We start from the raw sequence: 17,097 nt of genomic DNA on the forward strand, positions 1-17,097 counted from the left end.
CTTGCCGGCGGCAGCGCCACCGGAAAGGGCCGCGCCGCCGGAAACAGCCGCGCCTGCGGCAGCGGCCCCGGCCGCGATCGCACCGCCCGCGGCCAGGCCGGTTCCGATCGCGGCGCCTGCCCCGAGCTGCGGCCCGCCTGAGACAATGCCGTTGGCGATGCCGGGGCCGAAGATGCCGAGGCCCAGCAGCGACAAGGCGGCGAGCACGATCGCCATCGCGTCGTCGATCGACGGCGTGGCGCCGCCGAAGCCAGTGGTGAACTCGGAGAACAGGGTCGAGCCGATGCCGATGATGACGGCAAGCACCAGCACCTTGATACCGGACGAGATAACGTTGCCGAGCACCCGTTCGGCCATGAAGGCGGATTTGCCGAACAGGCCGAAGGGGATCAGCACGAAGCCGGCTAGGGTAGTCAGCTTGAACTCGATCAGGGTGATGAAGAGCTGGATGGCGAGGATGAAAAAGGCGAGCAGCACCAGCGCCCAGGCGAACAACATGCAGACGATCTGGATGAAGTTCTCGAAGAACGACCAGTAGCCCATCAGGCTGGATATGGAATCGAGCAGCGGCCGTCCGGCGTCGAGGCCGGTTTGCGCGACCTTGCCGGGACGCAGCAGGTCGGTGACGGTGAAGCTCGTGCCGGATGCCTTCAGGCCCAGGCCGGCGAAGCTCTCGAAGACGATACGGGCGAGATTGTTCCAGTTGCCGATGATGTAGGCGAAAACACCGACGAACAGCGTCTTCTTCACCAGCCGGGCGATGATGTTCTCGTCCGCGCCCCAGCTCCAGAACAGGGCGGCGAGCGTCACGTCGATGACGATGAGCGTCGTGGCGATGAAGCCGACCTCGGGTTGCAGAAGGCCGAAGCCGCCGTCGATGTAGCGGGTGAAGACCTCGAGGAAATGGTCGATGACGCCGGTGCCGCCCACGATCAGCGCACCTCGGGCCGAGAGGGCTCCGCCTGAATGGCGGGCGCGGCGTCGTCGGGAGCCGCCTCGGCGGGGGCGTTCGGGAACAATGTCGCCGGTCCCGCCGGCGCGGGTGCCGGAGCCGGAGCCGACTGACCGAGGAAACGCTTGCGGTTTTCGTCCCACGCTCGCAGGCAGGACAGATCGCGCGGCCCGGCTTCGCCCATGGCGCTGCACCGCGCCAGCTCCGCGCCGAGCGGATCGCGTTCCGTCACGGTGCGCGTCTGCGCCGTCGGGCTGTTTTGCCGGTCGTCCTTGCGGGTCATCTCGATCGCGGTCGCCGTGACCGCGATCGCGACGAAGACGACAGCGCCGAGGCGCGCGAGGGTCTTGCCGTCCATCGGGTCGCCCTCAGTTGCCGTGGAACATTTGCGCGTTGCCGGGCTGATAGCCGGTCCCCGGCGTCAGGAAGCGGCGGCGCTGTTCGCGGCCCTGTTCGGCGGCGGCGGCCTGTTCCGCCGATTGCAGTGCCTGTGCTCGCCCGTTGGCGGCGATGACGGCGGTGAGGTCGGCGAGCTGCTGGGCCTGGAGGGCGAGGAGCTGGTTGCCGGCCTGTGTCGCTTGCAAGGCGCCCGTCGCCGACTGGCTGGCGCCGACCAGCGCCGACATCTGCGTGCGGTTGGTGTCGATATTGCCGACGACCGTGGCCTGCACACGCATGGCGTCTTGCAGACCGCCCACCGTGTTCTGCCAGCGGGTCTTGGCGTCGGTGATCAGTTGCGCGTCCGACGCCGACATCGACACATTGGCGTATTTGGTCTGGAACGCCTGGTCGATCTGCTGGACGTCGTAGGCGATGTTCTGAGCCTGCTGGAGCAGTTGTTGCGTGCGCTGCACCGACTGCTGAAGCTGTTGCAGCGACGAGTAGGGCAGGCTCGCCAGATTGCGGGCCTGATTGATGAGCATCTGCGCTTCGTTCTGAAGCGAGGTGATCTGGTTGGTGATCTGCTGAAGGCTGCGGGCGGCCGTCAGCACGTTCTGCACATAGTTCGTGGGGTCGAACACGGTCCATTGGGCCTGGGCCGGCGTCGCCAGCATTGGGGTGAGCGCGACAGGGGCGAGGAGCAGCGCGGCGGCGAGCCGCGCCGCGCGGGAGCGAAGCAAGGTCATGGCAGTTTATCCTTCAGGGTGAGCGTTGGAATGAGGTCGGCCGCCCAGCCGAGATCGCGGTGGCGGAGCCAGGCGACGAGGAAGCCGGCCTGCCCGTGTTCGGCGAGCAGCCGTGCGATCGCGGATTGATCGGTCTTGGCGGAAGCAGCGCAGAGCGCGAGGGCGACGTCCGACAGCCCCAGCTCGAACAGGCGATTGCCGCGGCGGCTTTGGCAGTAGTAGTCGCGCTTGGGCATGGCCCGCGCGAGGATCTCGATCTGGCGGTCGTTGAGGCCGAAGCGGCGATAGATCGCGGTGATCTGCGGCTCGATGGCTCGCTCGTTCGGCAGGAGCAGCCGGGTCTGGCAGCTCTCGATGATGACGGGCGCGATGGACGAGCCGTCGATGTCGGAGAGCGATTGCGTGGCGAAGACGACGCTGGCGTTCTTCTTGCGGAGCGTCTTCAGCCATTCGCGGATCTGGCCGGCGAAGCCTTCGTCGTCGAGCGCGAGCCAGCCCTCGTCGATGATGAGAAGGGTCGGCGATCCGTCGAGGCGGTCCTCGATGCGGTGGAAGAGGTAGGAGAGGACCGCCGGCGCCGCGCCGGTGCCGATCAGCCCCTCGGTCTCGAACGCCTGCACGGTCGCCGTGCCGAGATGCTCGCGTTCGGCGTCGAGCAGCCGCCCATAGGGGCCACCGATGCAATAGGCGCGAAGCGCCTGCTTGAGGTCGTTGGACTGGAGCAACACGCAAAGGCCGGTGATGGTGCGTTCCTCGACCGGCGCCGAGGCCAGCGAGGTCAGCGCCGTCCAGATGTGCTCCTTCACCTCCGGCGTGATGGCGACGCCTTCACGGGTCAGGATGGCGACGATCCAGTCGGCGGCCCAGGCGCGCTCGGGAACATCGTGGATGCGGGCCAGCGGCTGAAGGCTGACGGAGGTTTCCGAGCCATCGGAAAGATCGCCGCCGAGGTCATGCCAATCGCCGCCCATCGCCAGCGCCGCCGCCCGGATCGAACCGCCGAAATCGAAGGCGAAGACCTGAGCGCCGGCATAGCGGCGGAACTGCAAGGCCATCAGCGCCAGCAGAACGGATTTACCGGCGCCCGTCGGGCCGACGATCAGGGTATGACCGACGTCGCCGACATGCAGGGAAAACCGGAACGGGGTCGAGCCTTCGGTCTTGCCGAATAGCAGCGGGGGCGCTGCGAAGTGCTCGTCCCGTTCCGGCCCCGCCCACACGGCGCTGAGGGGGATCATGTGGGCGAGATTGAGGGTGGAGATCGGCGGCTGCCGGACATTGGCGTAAACGTGTCCGGGCAGGCTGCCGAGCCAGGCGTCCACCGCGTTGATGGTTTCGGCCATCGCGGTGAAGTCGCGGCCCTGGATGACCTTCTCGACCAGGCGCAGCTTCTCGTCGGCGGCGCGCGGATCGGTGTCCCACACCGTCACCGTCGCGGTGACATAGGCGATCCCGGCGTAGTCGGCGCCCAGTTCCTGGAGCGCGAGATCGGCGTCCGCCGCCTTGTTCGAGGCATCCGTGTCCACCAGGACGGATGCCTCGTTGGTCATCACCTCCTTGAGGATCGCGGCGACCGATTTGCGCTTGGCGAACCACTGGCGGCGGATCTTGGTCAGCAGCTTCGTTGCATCGGTCTTGTCGAGCAGGATCGCGCGGGTGCTCCACCGATAGGGGAAGGCCAGCCGGTTCAATTCGTCGAGCAAGCCCGGCGTCGTCGCTGTCGGAAATCCGGTGACGGTGAGGACGCGCAGATGCGCCTGCCCGAGACGCGGCTCGAGGCCGCCGGTCAGCGGCTGATCGGCCAGCAGCGCATCGAGATAGATCGGCGTCTCGGGAACGCGGACACGGTGCCGATGCGTGGAGACGCAGCCATGGAGATAGGTCAGCGTCTCGCCGTCATCGAGCCACCGGCATTCGGGCATGAAGGCTTCGACCAGGCGCAGCAGCCGGTCGGTGCGGTCGGTGAAGCCGCCCAGCGCCTCGTGCGGATCGAAACCCTTCTGCTCACGGCCTTCGTAGAGCCAGCCTTCGGCGCGGGCCGCGTCTTCGGCCGGCGGCAGCCAGGCGAAGGTCAAGAAATAGCTGGACTCGAAATGCGCGCCTGCTTCCTCGAAATCGGCCTTGCGCTCGGCATCGACCAGCGCCGACGCGGCGTCGGGAAAATGGCCGTCGGGATAGCGGTTGGAGGGATGGCGTTGCGCTTCGACGAAGATCGCCCAGCCGGAGCCGAGGCGGCGGAAGGCGTTGTTGAGGCGGCCCGCGACCGCGACCAGCTCGGCCGCGACGGCGGAATCGAGATCGGGGCCGCGAAAGCGCGCCGTGCGCTGGAAGCTGCCGTCTTTGTTGAGCACGACGCCCGTGCCGACCAGCGCCGCCCAAGGCAGGAAGTCGGCAAGCCGGGTGTTCTTGTCGCGATATTCGGCGAGATTCATCATCGTCGCTCTCCCGCTCAGACCGTGAGGTGCGCGGGGATGCGCAGGTGACGGCGGCCGACGTCGACGAACAGCGGGTCGCGCTTGGCCGCCCACACCGCCGCGACATGGCCGATGGCCCAGATCACGATGCCGGCCAGCCAGAGGCGCAGACCCAGGCCGAGCGCGCCGGCCAGCGTGCCGTTCATGATGGCGATGGCGCGCGGAGCGCCGCCGAGCAGGATCGGCTCGCACAGCGCCCGGTGAACCGGCACGGTGAAGCCCGGCACGTCTTCGGCCGCGCCCAGCATCAGACCAGCGCTCCGCCGCCGAAGGAGAAGAACGACAGGAAGAAGCTCGAGGCGGCGAAGGCGATCGACAGGCCGAACACGATCTGGATCAGGCGGCGAAAGCCGCCGGACGTGTCGCCGAAGGCCAGCGTCAGGCCGGTCATGATAATGATGATGACCGCGATGATCTTGGCGACCGGACCTTCGATCGACTCCAGGATGGATTGCAGCGGCGCTTCCCACGGCATCGACGAGCCGGAGGCGTGGGCGGGAGCCGCCATCAGCACGGAGAGCGTGGCGATGGATAGCGCCGCGACGAGGCGAGGACGGATTTGGTGCAGGCGTTGGATCACAGGGCTTCTCCTTCGGGGCTGGCGGGGATGAGAGAGGGCGCGGGGCCGCCGTTCGCGCAGGCCGGGGGGCTGACGGCAGGCGCGACGCGGTAATCGCCGTCCGGGCCGAGGCCCTCGACGCGGACGAGTTCGGAGAGACGGCGTGCGGGGCCGCGACCCGAGAGCACGGCCACGAGGTCGATCGTCTCGGCGATCAGCGCGCGCGGGACGGTGACGACGGCTTCCTGGATGAGATGTTCCATGCGCCGCAGCGCGCCGATGGCGCTGCCGGCGTGGATCGTGCCGACGCCGCCGGGATGGCCGGTGCCCCAGGCTTTGAGCAAGTCCAGCGCTTCCGCGCCGCGAACCTCGCCGATCGGGATGCGGTCGGGGCGCAGGCGAAGCGAGGAGCGGACGAGATCGGACAGCGAGGCGACGCCGTCCTTCGTCCGCATGGCGACGAGGTTGGGCGCGGCGCATTGCAGCTCGCGCGTGTCCTCGATGATGACGACGCGGTCGGCAGTCTTCGCCATTTCGGCGAGCAGCGCATTGGTGAGCGTCGTCTTCCCGGTCGAAGTGCCGCCCGCGACGAGGATGTTGGCGCGGGCGGCGACGCCCTGGCGCAGCGCCTCGGCCTGCGCGGCGGACATGATCCCGGCGCTCACGTAGTCGTCGAGGCCGAACACGGCGACGGCGGGCTTCCTGATGGCGAAGGCCGGGGCCGCCACCACCGGCGGCAGCAGGCCCTCGAACCGCTCCCCCGTCTCGGGCAACTCGGCTGAGACGCGCGGGCTGCCGGCATGGACCTCAGCGCCGACATGGTGTGCGACCAGGCGCATGATGCGCTCGCCATCGGCGGGCGAGAGGCGCTCACCCGTGTCGGCCAGCCCTTCCGAGAGCCGGTCGATCCAGATGCGCCCGTCGGGATTGAGCATCACCTCGACGACGGAGGCGTCTTCCATGAAGCGGGCGATGGCGGGGCCGAGCGCGGTGCGCAGCATCCGCGCCCCGCGCGCCAGTCCTTCCGAATTGTTCTGCGAAATCGCCATCCGATCCCCGATCCAGCCGGGGAGAAATCAGACGGTCCCCGGACGGGGATGATTAAAAGAGCCAGAAATCACGCCGGCTCAACAAGGATTTGCGAGAGTAGTAGCGTAGCGCGCAAATACAGGAGAACGGCGGTGTTGAGTAAAGTCCCGCCGAATTCATTGCCGCCCCTTACTCCGGGTCGGCGGTTTTGCTGCGTTGCGAGTCGATGTCTCGCGACAGATCTCTGAGGAAGCGATCCCCGGTCGCCAGTTTCCGGCCGAGTGTTTGCAGGAAGCTCTCGAACCGCTCCACGCCCTTGGCCCGCGCCGATGCCTGCGCGCTGTCGGACAACGGCGGCGTGATGGTCAGCCAGAAGCGGATGAACAGCGACAGCGTCTCGCCGAGAATGGCCAGGTCTTCGTCCATGCCGTCGATCTGGCGGCCAAGCCGGTCCATGCGGTGCGCGAAGACGGCCTCCAATCGCTCCGATGCGTCAGCTGACAGAAAGGAGGCGACGGCGGCTTCGATGACGGCGGACTTGGAGACGCGGCGCCGGAGCGCCAGTGCCTCGACCTTTTTCAGAAGCTCCGGCTCGAAATAGACGTTCATGCGGGTCTTGGTGTGCATGGCCAGTCGCCTCACAACTCGACGCCATCGGCCGGGTCCATCGTCGCCTGCCGGGCGATGGACCCGGCCCGCAGGCGGAGACTGCGGGCCTTGGCGGCATCGAGGTCCGGTTCGTCGTCGAGCAGGTCGAACTCTCCGAGCGCCGGGCGCTCGGGCGGCGCGATTTCCTCATGTTCTGGCAATTCCGGCTCGCGGCGGATGCCGGCGTTGGCGGGATCGGCGGTCATGCCGGCTGCGCTCCCCGGCCTCGCGCCCGCGGATGCGGTCGGGATCGCCAAGGCGGACCAATCGTCGGCGGGGGGCTTCGCCGACGCTTTCGCGCCCGCGGGTTTCGGCGGCGGCAGGATACGTTCGCGGAACCGCGCATCCTCGTAGTAGCGGGCCTTCTTCGCCCGCACCGGAGGCACGCCCGCGACCAGAAGCAATTCATCGGCGGGCGGGAGCTGCATCACCTCGCCGGGGGTGAGCAACGGCCGGGCCGTCTCCTGCCGCGACACCATCAGATGCCCCAGCCAGGGCGAAAGCCGGTGGCCGGCATAGTTGGTGGAGTCGCGCATCTCGGTCGCGGTGCCGAGCGCGTCCGACACTCGCTTGGCGGTGCGCTCGTCATTGGTGGCGAAGGCAACGCGCACATGGCAGTTGTCGAGCACGCTATTGTTCGCGCCATACGCCTTTTCGATCTGGTTGAGGCTCTGCGCGATCAGGAAGGACTTGATGCCGTAGCCCGCCATGAAGGCCAGGGCAGACTCGAAGAAATCGAGCCGGCCGAGCGCCGGAAACTCGTCCAGCATCAACAGCAGCCGATGGCGATGGGCCGAGGTCTTCAGGTCTTCGGTCAACCGCCGCCCGACCTGATTGAGCAGCAGGCGGATCAGAGGTTTGGTGCGATTGATGTCGCTCGGCGGGACGACGAGATAGAGGCTGACGGGTCTGTCTGCCGCAACGAGATCGGCGATGCGCCAATCGCAGCGCGCCGTCACCTTCGCCACGACGGGATCGCGGTAGAGGCCGAGAAAGGACATGGCGGTCGAAAGCACGCCGGAGCGTTCGTTGTCGCTCTTGTTCAGCAGTTCGCGGGCCGATGACGCGATGACGGGATGGACGCCGGCTTCGCCCAGATGCGGCGTGTTCATCATGGCGCGCAGCGTCGCTTCGACGGGACGTTTCGGATCGGAAAGGAAGTTGGCGACGCCGGCGAGCGTCTTGTCGGGTTCCGCGTAGAGAATATGGAGGATCGCGCCGACCAGCAGCGAATGGCTGGTTTTTTCCCAATGGTTGCGCTTCTCGAGCGCGCCTTCGGGGTCGACGAGAATGTCGGCGATGTTCTGCACGTCGCGGACTTCCTTGTCGCCGCGCCGCACCTCGAGCAGCGGATTGTAGGCCGACGACGCCGGGTCGGTGGGATCGAACAGCAGCACGCGGCCATGCCGGGACCGGAAGCCGGCGGTCAGGCCCCAATTTTCGCCCTTGATGTCGTGGATGATCGTGCTGCCCGGCCAGGTCAGCAGCGTGGGCACCACGAGGCCGACGCCTTTGCCCGATCGGGTCGGCGCGAAGCACAAGACATGCTCCGGGCCATCGTGTCGGAGATAGTCGCGGTCGTAGCGGCCGAGGATCACGCCGTCCGCGCCGAGCAGTCCGGCGGCCCGGATCTCCGCCGGTTCGGCCCAGCGCGCCGAACCATAGGTGACGACGTCCTTCTCGTCCCGCGCCCGAAGCACCGACAGGGTGATGGCGACGGCGATCGAGATGAACCCGCCCGAGGCCGCGATATAGGCGCCCTCGATGAAGATCGACGGCGCATAGGCGTCGTAGCAATACCACCACCAGAAGAAGATCGGCGGGTAATAGAACGGCCAGCCCGCCACCTCGAACCACGGCTGTCCGAGCTGCGCCTGAAAGCCGAGACGCCACGCCGTCCATTCCGTCGCACACCAGATGGCGGTGAGCACGATGGACAGGACGATGGCGACTTGTCCCCAAAGGACACGGGTTCCAGACATAAAGGCTCCGGCCGGCAAAAGAGATGGAGCCGATCAGAGAGTATCCGCTTTGGCGAGAAGCAATAGAAAATCCCAAGCGTCGAGGTTTCGGATGCCATGGATGACAAAACGGATGGTTCGTGTCGCGTCGCCGCGCCGCGCTTACCGCCGCCCTGGCCCTGAAGGCCGCCATCCAGGCTCCGTTTGGGGCGGAGACAGCTCGCCTCAAATGCCCAGCCCCCTTTGCCGGCCCAACTGCCACGATACCGACCCGCCCTGGACGACGCCCATGACTTCGCGGCCGAGCTGGCGGTCGATGACAGGCCGCCACGGAACGAGGGTGAACTCATGGGACTTCTCGACGATGGCGAACTTGCCGCTCGATAGCTGCGCGGTTCCGGTGAAGGCGCCAGTCACGGTCTCGCCCTCGGCGGCCATGCGGAACGGCAGCGACTTCTTCGCCGCCAGCTCCTCACCGGCGCGGGCGACCTCACGTTCCCGAAGCGTGGCGATCAGGTTGCGCCGGTAGGCGATGCGGCCGTCCGGCTGACGGGCGGCGTCGCCCTGATCGACATGGTGGTCGCGGCGGCGATCCATCGCCTCGCGCACCTGTGCGCCGAAGCCGGCCGGCGACAGGTCGGAGGTATCCGTGCTGACAAGCCGCCGGTCCAGCCAGGTCGCGCCGTCCGATCCGATCTGGCGCTCCAGATCGAAGGTCGAGAGGATGCGGATATTGGCGCGGCCGTTCCGCCCGGCGTCATGAGCGGCGGCTCGCGCCTCGAAGTCGGAGGGGATGCGCCACTGGTCGGCGTCGATGCGCTCGGCGATGCCGGCGCGGCGCAACGCCTCGAGCCGCCGGACATGGGCGTCGACGAAACCCTCATAGTCGCCGTTCGGCACATGGCCGTCGAACCGCGCCTGCTCCAGATGGCGGCTCGGCCGATAGATGCCGTCCTCGGCGAGGCCGGCGATGGCGGGATCGGACGGGCGGCCGGTGCTGTCCGGCGGCCCGATCTCGATGACGCTGCCGATGCGCGCGTCCTCGACGCGGGTTGGGTCGATGCCGGAGACATGGTGCGTGCGTCCGTCGATGCCATCGACCACCAGCGTCAGGGTCTCGCCCAACTCGTCGGACAAATGCTTGTCGATGACGCGGCCGACGATCGGCGCGACCGGCGCGGCGTCGTGAATCTGGAACGTCATCGGATCGCGCTCGGCGCCTTCGGCCCGCAACGCCTGCTGCATGGTGCGGATGATGTCGCCGCGCTCGCCCAACTCGCGCAACGTCGGTTCCAGCCGGTCGCTCAATTCCCAGACGCCGGGCGCATGTTCGGTGGCAAGCTCCATGTTGCCGAGCTTGCCGAGACGGCGCAACCGCAGCGTCCGGTCGGCCTGGCCGCGCAGGTCGTCCGGCTCGTGACGCAGGTCGATGAAGCGATCCTCGGCTTCGGCGATCATCGCCCGGTCGATGCGGGTAAGCCGGTCCTGGTCGATTTCGGCCAAGAGCTTTCGGCGCTGCTCGATCTCGGTGACGGGGCCGAGTTCGAGCGTCGCCCGTTCGCTTGCCCGCTCGCGTATGCCGTTGGCGAGATAGTCGCCATTGATGACGAGATCCTCGCCCAAGGCGTCGCGGCCGTTGACGATGACATGGACATGCGGGTGGCCGGTGTTGTGGTGATTGACGGCGACCCAGTCGAGCTTCGTGCCAAGGTCGGTTTCGACCTGTGCCATCAGGTCGCGGGTGTAGCCGGTCAGGTCGGCGAGATCGGCGGCGTCTTCCGGCGAGACGATGAACCGGAACTGGTGGCGATCGTCCTTGCCGCGATCGAGGAAGCTGTCGCCATCGGCGCGATCCTCAGTCGCCGAATAGAGCCGGCCCCGCTCGCCGTCGCGGGCCGTGCCGTCGCGCTGGATGTAGCGCAGATGGGCGGCGGCCTTGCCGCTGCGGCCTGGGGCGCGAACCGACCGGGATTTGACGATCACGCGCCGGCTGCCGGGCTGGCGATGACTCCAGCCGTTCGACAGGTTGCGGGCGCGCACGAAGGATGCGCCTCGCCCGCGCTGCACGCCGCGGCCGGACGCGACGACGCTCCGGCCATTCGCCGACCGGCCGGGACCTCCACCCTTGGCGGAGGAGCGTCGGCCTGGTCCGGCCTGCTGCTGTCGGGCGATCTTCCGAACCTTGCTGAGGAAGCTCCTGGTCTGACCGGCCTTCGCGCCCTTGGAGCGGATGCGGCCAGGCCTCGGCCGAAAGCTGTCGTCGTCATCGCTCACGGTCGGCGATCCGCACGAAGCTGCCGATCTTGGGCAGGAGTGCCGCGACAAAGGCTGAAAATGCTGGCTTTTGCAGAACTCACGGCACCCTGCCGGCCTGGCGATGGTGCCGCCCCAAACAGTGTGCAGACAAGGGCTTGGCCCCCGGATCGGACCCATAGGGTGCCGTCCGCTTTAATCTTGCCCTCCCGCCTTCCTGCCTGTTTCGCCCCTTCTGCCGGGGGATGAGGCCGTCGCCAGCCCCATCCCCTGCACACCGGAACCTCCCGCCGGGCGGACGCGATTGCGAGCCTCATGGCTGCCGTTCCGTGTCCGCCCGTGCGATGAACAGACCGCCGGACTGCGGCGCGATGGCGGAAACATCGCGCACGCCCGGCATCGTGTCAGCGTCATTGGAGGTGCGTTCGGCTGGCGAAGGACCAGCCGCCGTTGCGCGCGCCGACGGTGCGACGAACAGCGGCGCGCGGGTCCAGGCCAGCGGGTCGGCCGCAGCGATCAGGATCGGCGCGGATGCGTCGCCATCGCCGAGTGACGGCGCGACGGCGGCGACATAGGCGCGTGTTTCGGCCGGCAGAGGACGGCCCTTCAGCCAGTCCTCGTAACGTCCAGGACCGGCGTTATAGGCCGCGATCCAGCCGGGCGAGCCATAGCGGTCATACAGCTCGCGGATATAGGCCGCACCCGCGATGATGTTGTCGCGCAGATCGTAAGGATCGGCTCCAAGGCGGTAGCGATCACGCAAGCCCGCCCATGTCGCCGGCATGATCTGCATCAGGCCCATTGCGCCCTTGGGTGAGACAGCGCGGGGATCGCCATTGCTCTCGGCCTTCATCACCGCGCGTATCCATGCCGCGGGAAGCGCGAAGCGCTGCGCCCCCTCTGCGATGAGTTCGCCGAAAGGATCGCGGGCGGGCGAAGCGGCGATGCTCGACGGCTGCGCCAGGACCGGGACCGCGAGCCCGCAACCGCACGTCAGGCCCACAAGGAGAAGGAGTGAGGTCCGCCGCATCGCGTCAGTCCTTTCCGTCACGCTTCTGCGGACGGCTCCAGTGCAGCGACCAGGCGCTGCCCGCGTCGTCGTCGCGGAACAGATTGGCGCGGATCGGCTGCGGCAAGGTCGGATCGTCGATCAGGAAAGCGATGTATTCGCCGGCACGCTCGCCTGTGCGCTTCCAGCCCGCGCCGATCTCCGGCCCATCGTCATTTCCTTGATGGAGGCGATAGTCCGGGGCGTTTTCCGTATCCGACGACTCGGCGGGGACGGCAGTGACTTCGCAGTAGAGCGTGAGGGTGTGGACGCGCCCGACAAAGCCGGACTGCTGACGGGTGAAGGTGCCGATCTGCGACATGATGATCTCCATGGCGGTGGTGTTGGAAAGCCGTCGGCGGGCACCGCTCCCGACGACGGGAAGCGGTCAACGCGTCGTCGCGCGCCAGACGAAGCGGCCGTCGCCGTCCTCGTCGGTGTAGAGTGGGCTCGCCTTGCCGATGACGGTGCGCGCCGGAAGCGGGCCGAAATAGCGGCCGTCGAGGCTGTCGCGGACATCGGGGTTCATCAGGAAAACCTGCCCATCGCCGATGCGCCGGCAGCCTCGCCAGACCGGCAGCGGACGGCCGAGCCGGTCGCGGTCGAGCGCCCGTCCAAGCGGCACGGCGTCGACGGTCACGACGTCCCCGGTGCGGCAGACCTGCTGGCCGGGAAGGCCCATGACACGCTTCATCAGCGGCACGTTGCGGCCGATATAGCCGCGCCCGACGATGAAGTCGGAGAGCGGCTTGTCCGGGAGGGCGGCGACCAGATCGCCAACCGTCAGAGGGTGCGGCGGGGCGAGGTCATAGAGGCCGATCGGCGCGCTGGCCGAGGCGTTCCAGACGAGGCGCGGTGCGATCGGGACGAAGGCGGCAATGGCGACGCCCATCGTCACGGCATAGGTCGTCATGACATAGCCGAAGCGGGTCATAGCCCGATCTCCCGCCGCTTGAGCCATGCCGCGTGGCGCTCCAGCGTGTAGGCGCGCGGCTCATGGCCCGCGCCGATCCGGTTGCCGACATGACGCCAGTGATCGGGGGCCACGTTGCAGGCGTCGATGCCGAGGGCTTCCACGGCGTCGATGTGGCGAAGCACCTGTTCGACCTTGGGCCAGCCCTCGATCTTCAGCAGGATGTCGCCGCCGGGGCGCACGAAGGGCAGCGTCTGGTAGGCTTCGCCTGGCGCGACGGCGCGCACGATGTCGATGCGCGAGATGATCGTGCCGAAGTCGTTGGCGGCCCAACGCACGAAGGCGAAGAGGCTGCCCGGCCGGAAAGAGAAGACGCGGCGGCGGCGGTCGAGCACCTGTTCATGGGCTTCGTGGCCGAACCTGATCCAGTTCTCGATCCGCTTCTCGACATGCGTCAGCTCGACATGGGTGAGACTGTCGGCGAGATGCGCGCGCGGCATGGGGCCGCCTTGCGCGCGGAAAACCGCGGCGTCGGTCATGATGGGTCTCCTTCGGCGGTCGGGGGAAATTCGCGCGCGAGCAACTCGCGCAGCATGTCAGCGACCGTGACGCCGCGAGCGAACGCGGCGATCTTGATCCGGCCGCGCAGCGCCGGCGTCACGTCGATGGTCAGCCGGGCTGTGTAGCCGCTGGCGCCGGCATCGCGCGGCGAGTTGTCGGCCGCCTTGACCCAGCGCTCGGGATCGGCGGGCCGGGAGGCGAAGCCATTGCGGGACGAGCGCCCGTTCATCGCGCCGCCCTCCCGATGCTCAATCGCTCGATCGCGTCCGCCAGCGCCACGATCTCGCGCGCGGCGGGCGTGCCGTCGTCCAGTTCGGAGACGAGTTGGCCGGACTGCGCGGCGGCCGCGAAGGCGACGCGCTGGCCGATGGTGGCGGCGAGGACGGGAGGATCGTGATCGGCCAGGGTCGCGGCCGTCTCGCGGGCGAGCACGGTGCGCGCGCCGCAACGATTGAGCACGAAGCGCGCGACCAGCTCCGGCCGGTAGATGCGCGCCTCGCCGATGAGCGCCAGCATCTCGGCGGAGGCCCAGCCGTCGAGGGGCGATGGCTGCACCGGGATCAGCACCAGGTCGGCGGCGAGCAGCGCCGAACGCATCAGGCTGGCGACGCGGGGCGGCCCGTCGATCACGATCATGTCGGCGTCACGGGCCAGTTCCGGCGCTTCCCGGTGCAGCGTATCGCGGGCGAGGCCGACGACACCGAAGGCGCGAGCCAGGCCCTCACGGCTGCGTTGCTGCGACCAGTCCAGCGCCGAGCCTTGCGGATCCGCGTCAATCAGGGTGACGCGCTTGCCCTGGCTCGCCCAAACGCCCGCGAGGTTCAGCGCCAGCGTCGTCTTGCCGACGCCGCCCTTCTGGTTGAGGAGCGCGACGATCATCGCCGTCCTCCCGGAACGGGAGTGAAAGGGAGCTGCGGGAGGGGATGCGTGTCGGCGGCTTCGGGTCGCCGTTTGCCGGCGACGCTGAGGGCCTTCGTGGCCTGCTGGACGAGGTTTTCCACCTCGCGGGCGCGTTCTTCAAAGTTAGAGTCTCTGTTAGACTCTAAGTTAAGAGCGCGATTTTCGCTTTTCGCGCCATGGGTTAAGGCCGGTTTCGGTTCCCGTTGGCACGAGGGTTCGGTTCCTGATGGCACGCGCCCTCGGGTTCCCGATGGCACGACGCCATCCACAGCTTTTCCACAGGTGGGCTGTGGTTCGAAGGCGAGCAGCGTGCGGCCGCCGCCCTCGATCTCGAGGAACAGCGTGTAGCCGGGGAGCGGCTGGCGCCGGATGATGTCGCGCAGCTCGAAGGCGAAGCGCTTGAAGGGGGAGAGCGCGCCTGATTTCTGGTGGAGGTGGCGGAAGTCGAAACGCCAGCCGTTGCGCTGACGGCCGCCGTGCTTGCGGACAATTCGATAGAGCCAGCGGTCGAGACCGCCCGTCAGGCCGAAATAGGCGCGGTCGATCGTCAGCACGAGCGCGTCGTCGAGGACGGCCTGGTAGAACCAGTCGGGCAGGATCAGCTCGATCCCGTCGGGCTTGCCGTTCCGGTCGGTGCGCTCCTTCCACTCGTTGATCCAGGAGAAGCGATGCCGCCGGCCCTCGGTGGACTGACGGATCGAGGTGCAGATCGTCGTCGATTGTAGCCGGTCGAGCGCGGCCTTGAGACGCTGATAGTCGCGCAAGGACGTGCCGCGGCCAATGAATCTGAGGATTTCATAGGGGGTGGCGACCAGCAGGCGCGAGGTGCGCAGGCCCGCGTCGCGCGCCTCGACGATCTGGCTCGCCGCCCAGATTAGGATGTCGGCGTCCCAGATGGTCGCCATGCCATGATCGGGCACGGCCTCGACGCGGATCGACACGCCCCCGGCGCAGAAGTCGATCGGCGCGGTGCGATGGGACTTGGAGAGGGAGAAGAAGGGATAGGCCATGAGATCCTGCGCATCTCGGGCAGCGAACTCGCCAGGGAGCGCCCGAAACAGGTCGAGCTGTTCGCGCTCCGATCGGGATTGCCGCCGCGCCGCCATTCGGGGGTTCGTCGGCGATCAGCGTGGGCGCCGGGCGGCTTGGGCCAGCGGCGGCGGCGTGTGACGCTTCGCGGGAAGGATCGAACCGCGCGGATCGGAGGTCGAGGTGACGGCGCCGCGCGCGGCCCAGGCTTCGAGATCGTCGACGGCATAGACGACGCGGCCGCCGAGCTTGCGATAGGCCGGGCCGGTGCCGTAGGTCCGATGCTTTTCGAGCGTGCGGGCGGACAGGCTGAGAAACTCGGCGGCTTCCTTGGTGCGCAGGAAGCGCGGCGGGAGAACGGCGAGATCGGGTCGCATGGATGGGGCCTCCGTGAGCTTCGTGAAGGCCGCTGGAGATCAGCGGCGAGCGAAGGCCACGATGGCGAAGCAGGACCGGCGCGATGCAGGGCGAAGTTGGGGGGCCTAAAATCGCCCACCGGCTATCGCGTCGGCGCGATCAGTCCGGCCGGCGGTGTCGCAGCAGGGCGCGATAGCCGCCGGCGATCATGGCGCGCGCGTCCCGCAGCAGGGTTTTGATGGCGTGGCGGGCGGAGGCGTCCTGCCACGCCTGGCGGTCGAGCCGGGCGATGTGGAAGATGACCTGCGCGATTTCCCGCTGGGTCGCGCCATCGCGATAGCCGTCGAAGCATTGCAGCATCCGGCGCAATCGCAGGCGCTGTTGCGCCGTCAGCCGGGTGTCCGGCGGGATGGCCCGGCCGTGAAGGGTGGCCAGCAGACGGCAAAGGGATCGGACACGATCGAATCCGTCCCGACCCAGAGGAATGATGGCGGCAAGGGGTCTGTCGACCGGCGTGGCCGTCTCGATGACGAGCTGGACACTTTGGCCGTCACCGAGATCGTAGAGAAGGATGTCTTCGTCATGGTCTCCGATGCGGTAGGCGGCATCGAAGGTCGGTTGCGGATCGGTGTCCTCGGCGAGACCCGCAGGGGCCGGCCCCAGAAAGACGGCGCTTGTATCGTTCGCGGGCAGCCAGACGATGCGGGCTTCAGATGGTGGGGCCTGCGGGTCCGCGGGGAAATCGCAACCCCCATCGGCGCCGGATCTTGTCGGTCAGCGTCTGGATGTCGGTCTTTCCCTCGCTCAGCTCCCGGTAGTCTTCGACATAGGCGTCGTTGCGCCGGAGCCACTCCCAGGCGAGATCGGACGGGCTCATCTCGGCGATGTGTTCATAAGCGGCGGAGGAGCGCCAGCCTGCTGCATTGGGCGTCATCGCGATCCTCCCTTTGCGTAAGTGATTGTGCGGGAAGAAAGGATTCCCGACAGGGCCGCCCGATGGAAGCTCGGTGGTGGGCAAAGCGCGATGCCAAGTCGGCATCGCGGCGGGTCAGTGCCGAGGGCGGGTCAACTCGCGGTAGCCCTGTTCCGTCATCCAGCGCGCCCGCGCCAGGTGCGAGTCGTGAACATGGCGGCAACGCTCGGGGTCGTGCGCGGGATCGAGGCCGAAGATGGCCTGGACGGCTTCCTGCCAGGCGGCGCCGTCGCGGGCCGAGTCGATCAGACGCATGTAGAGAGCCATGTGCTCACGGTCGTAGGCCGTGAGCACATGGCTGCCCGGCGGCGCG

Annotated in this window: 20 protein-coding genes and 1 pseudogene; all 21 read right to left on the reverse strand. The window is 68.0% G+C overall.

The features are described 5' to 3' along the window. Positions 1-930 (reverse strand): P-type conjugative transfer protein TrbL (gene trbL / locus QMX81_RS16610; protein ID WP_282263136.1); only part of this gene is annotated, 930 nt, incomplete at its 3' end. A 2-nt stretch (positions 931-932) separates the two neighbouring features. After that, positions 933-1,310 carry a putative entry exclusion protein TrbK-alt gene (gene trbK-alt, locus QMX81_RS16615; RefSeq protein WP_063987316.1) on the reverse strand — a complete coding sequence of 126 codons (378 nt, stop codon included), beginning with the start codon at positions 1,308-1,310 and terminating at the stop codon, positions 933-935. Positions 1,311-1,320: 10 nt separating this feature from the next. After that, positions 1,321-2,079, reverse strand: coding sequence for a P-type conjugative transfer protein TrbJ (gene trbJ / locus QMX81_RS16620; RefSeq protein WP_282263140.1), 759 nt, complete (start codon positions 2,077-2,079; stop codon positions 1,321-1,323). After that, positions 2,076-4,514, reverse strand: coding sequence for a conjugal transfer protein TrbE (trbE, locus tag QMX81_RS16625; RefSeq protein WP_063987314.1), 2,439 nt, complete (start codon positions 4,512-4,514; stop codon positions 2,076-2,078). Before trbE ends, trbJ begins: the two co-directional genes overlap by 4 nt. Positions 4,515-4,528: 14 nt before the next feature. After that, entirely contained in the window at positions 4,529-4,801 is a 273-nt protein-coding gene (locus QMX81_RS16630; protein WP_063987313.1) for a VirB3 family type IV secretion system protein, read from the reverse strand. Further along, positions 4,801-5,133 (reverse strand): TrbC/VirB2 family protein, encoded by a 333-nt coding sequence (locus QMX81_RS16635; RefSeq protein ID WP_063987312.1) that lies wholly within the window; start codon positions 5,131-5,133, stop codon positions 4,801-4,803. The genes QMX81_RS16630 and QMX81_RS16635 overlap by 1 nt, the downstream gene beginning before the upstream one ends. Beyond that, the gene (gene trbB / locus QMX81_RS16640; protein WP_282263146.1) at positions 5,130-6,161 is read right to left on the reverse strand and encodes a P-type conjugative transfer ATPase TrbB; all 1,032 of its coding nucleotides are present in this window, start codon (positions 6,159-6,161) and stop codon (positions 5,130-5,132) included. Before trbB ends, QMX81_RS16635 begins: the two co-directional genes overlap by 4 nt. Before the next feature lie 169 nt (positions 6,162-6,330). Then, entirely contained in the window at positions 6,331-6,768 is a 438-nt protein-coding gene (locus QMX81_RS16645) for a CopG family transcriptional regulator (protein WP_063987310.1), read from the reverse strand. An 11-nt stretch (positions 6,769-6,779) separates the two neighbouring features. Further along, positions 6,780-8,771: a conjugal transfer protein TraG gene (locus QMX81_RS16650; protein ID WP_063987309.1), complete on the reverse strand. Its 1,992-nt coding sequence runs from the start codon at positions 8,769-8,771 to the stop codon at positions 6,780-6,782. A 204-nt stretch (positions 8,772-8,975) separates the two neighbouring features. Next, positions 8,976-11,183: a DUF3363 domain-containing protein gene (locus tag QMX81_RS20960; RefSeq protein ID WP_336619094.1), complete on the reverse strand. Its 2,208-nt coding sequence runs from the start codon at positions 11,181-11,183 to the stop codon at positions 8,976-8,978. 133 nt (positions 11,184-11,316) lie between these two features. Next, complete coding sequence (locus tag QMX81_RS16660) at positions 11,317-12,033, reverse strand: lytic transglycosylase domain-containing protein (RefSeq protein WP_063987307.1); 717 nt, start codon at positions 12,031-12,033, stop codon at positions 11,317-11,319. A 4-nt stretch (positions 12,034-12,037) separates the two neighbouring features. Continuing rightward, complete coding sequence (locus QMX81_RS16665; RefSeq protein ID WP_063987334.1) at positions 12,038-12,373, reverse strand: DUF736 domain-containing protein; 336 nt, start codon at positions 12,371-12,373, stop codon at positions 12,038-12,040. Positions 12,374-12,439: 66 nt separating this feature from the next. Next, positions 12,440-12,985 (reverse strand): S26 family signal peptidase, encoded by a 546-nt coding sequence (locus QMX81_RS16670; protein ID WP_063987306.1) that lies wholly within the window; start codon positions 12,983-12,985, stop codon positions 12,440-12,442. Further along, a complete protein-coding gene (locus QMX81_RS16675; protein ID WP_063987305.1) occupies positions 12,982-13,503 on the reverse strand; it encodes a DUF2840 domain-containing protein in 522 nt (173 codons plus the stop codon). The genes QMX81_RS16670 and QMX81_RS16675 overlap by 4 nt, the downstream gene beginning before the upstream one ends. After that, complete coding sequence (locus tag QMX81_RS16680) at positions 13,500-13,754, reverse strand: hypothetical protein (RefSeq protein WP_063987304.1); 255 nt, start codon at positions 13,752-13,754, stop codon at positions 13,500-13,502. The genes QMX81_RS16675 and QMX81_RS16680 overlap by 4 nt, the downstream gene beginning before the upstream one ends. Beyond that, entirely contained in the window at positions 13,751-14,404 is a 654-nt protein-coding gene (gene parA / locus QMX81_RS16685) for a ParA family partition ATPase (protein ID WP_063987303.1), read from the reverse strand. Before parA ends, QMX81_RS16680 begins: the two co-directional genes overlap by 4 nt. 350 nt (positions 14,405-14,754) lie before the next feature. Next, positions 14,755-15,531 (reverse strand): annotated as a pseudogene (locus QMX81_RS16690) (replication initiator protein A); the annotation flags it as partial. Positions 15,532-15,549: 18 nt separating this feature from the next. Beyond that, a complete protein-coding gene (locus QMX81_RS16695) occupies positions 15,550-15,831 on the reverse strand; it encodes a helix-turn-helix domain-containing protein (RefSeq protein WP_063987301.1) in 282 nt (93 codons plus the stop codon). A 139-nt stretch (positions 15,832-15,970) separates the two neighbouring features. Beyond that, the gene (locus tag QMX81_RS20965; RefSeq protein ID WP_336619095.1) at positions 15,971-16,513 is read right to left on the reverse strand and encodes a DUF2285 domain-containing protein; all 543 of its coding nucleotides are present in this window, start codon (positions 16,511-16,513) and stop codon (positions 15,971-15,973) included. Between the two features lie 7 nt (positions 16,514-16,520). Further along, the gene (locus tag QMX81_RS16705) at positions 16,521-16,745 is read right to left on the reverse strand and encodes a DUF6499 domain-containing protein (RefSeq protein ID WP_063987299.1); all 225 of its coding nucleotides are present in this window, start codon (positions 16,743-16,745) and stop codon (positions 16,521-16,523) included. A 114-nt stretch (positions 16,746-16,859) separates the two neighbouring features. Further along, the gene (locus QMX81_RS16710; RefSeq protein ID WP_345782442.1) at positions 16,860-17,078 is read right to left on the reverse strand and encodes a DUF2285 domain-containing protein; all 219 of its coding nucleotides are present in this window, start codon (positions 17,076-17,078) and stop codon (positions 16,860-16,862) included. Positions 17,079-17,097: the final 19 nt, after the last annotated feature.

It is taken from the genome of Stenotrophomonas sp. PS02301, assembly GCF_029959485.1.
Taxonomy (GTDB): Bacteria; Pseudomonadota; Gammaproteobacteria; order Xanthomonadales; family Xanthomonadaceae; genus Stenotrophomonas; species Stenotrophomonas maltophilia_Z.

What these genes read in the sequence shown, in the direction of transcription:
- QMX81_RS16680 (WP_063987304.1), bottom strand. Translation starts at nt 13,754, where the DNA reads ATGAACGGGCGCTCGTCCCGCAATGGCTTCGCCTCCCGGCCCGCCGAT.
- QMX81_RS20960 (WP_336619094.1), bottom strand. Translation starts at nt 11,183, where the DNA reads ATGGGTCCGATCCGGGGGCCAAGCCCTTGTCTGCACACTGTTTGGGGC.
- trbE (WP_063987314.1), bottom strand. Translation starts at nt 4,514, where the DNA reads ATGATGAATCTCGCCGAATATCGCGACAAGAACACCCGGCTTGCCGAC.
- QMX81_RS16645 (WP_063987310.1), bottom strand. Translation starts at nt 6,768, where the DNA reads ATGCACACCAAGACCCGCATGAACGTCTATTTCGAGCCGGAGCTTCTG.
- QMX81_RS16705 (WP_063987299.1), bottom strand. Translation starts at nt 16,745, where the DNA reads ATGACGCCCAATGCAGCAGGCTGGCGCTCCTCCGCCGCTTATGAACAC.
- trbJ (WP_282263140.1), bottom strand. Translation starts at nt 2,079, where the DNA reads ATGACCTTGCTTCGCTCCCGCGCGGCGCGGCTCGCCGCCGCGCTGCTC.
- trbK-alt (WP_063987316.1), bottom strand. Translation starts at nt 1,310, where the DNA reads ATGGACGGCAAGACCCTCGCGCGCCTCGGCGCTGTCGTCTTCGTCGCG.
- QMX81_RS16695 (WP_063987301.1), bottom strand. Translation starts at nt 15,831, where the DNA reads ATGCGACCCGATCTCGCCGTTCTCCCGCCGCGCTTCCTGCGCACCAAG.
- QMX81_RS16665 (WP_063987334.1), bottom strand. Translation starts at nt 12,373, where the DNA reads ATGTCGCAGATCGGCACCTTCACCCGTCAGCAGTCCGGCTTTGTCGGG.
- QMX81_RS16630 (WP_063987313.1), bottom strand. Translation starts at nt 4,801, where the DNA reads ATGCTGGGCGCGGCCGAAGACGTGCCGGGCTTCACCGTGCCGGTTCAC.
- QMX81_RS16660 (WP_063987307.1), bottom strand. Translation starts at nt 12,033, where the DNA reads ATGCGGCGGACCTCACTCCTTCTCCTTGTGGGCCTGACGTGCGGTTGC.
- QMX81_RS16670 (WP_063987306.1), bottom strand. Translation starts at nt 12,985, where the DNA reads ATGACCCGCTTCGGCTATGTCATGACGACCTATGCCGTGACGATGGGC.
- QMX81_RS16675 (WP_063987305.1), bottom strand. Translation starts at nt 13,503, where the DNA reads ATGACCGACGCCGCGGTTTTCCGCGCGCAAGGCGGCCCCATGCCGCGC.
- trbB (WP_282263146.1), bottom strand. Translation starts at nt 6,161, where the DNA reads ATGGCGATTTCGCAGAACAATTCGGAAGGACTGGCGCGCGGGGCGCGG.
- QMX81_RS16650 (WP_063987309.1), bottom strand. Translation starts at nt 8,771, where the DNA reads ATGTCTGGAACCCGTGTCCTTTGGGGACAAGTCGCCATCGTCCTGTCC.
- parA (WP_063987303.1), bottom strand. Translation starts at nt 14,404, where the DNA reads ATGATCGTCGCGCTCCTCAACCAGAAGGGCGGCGTCGGCAAGACGACG.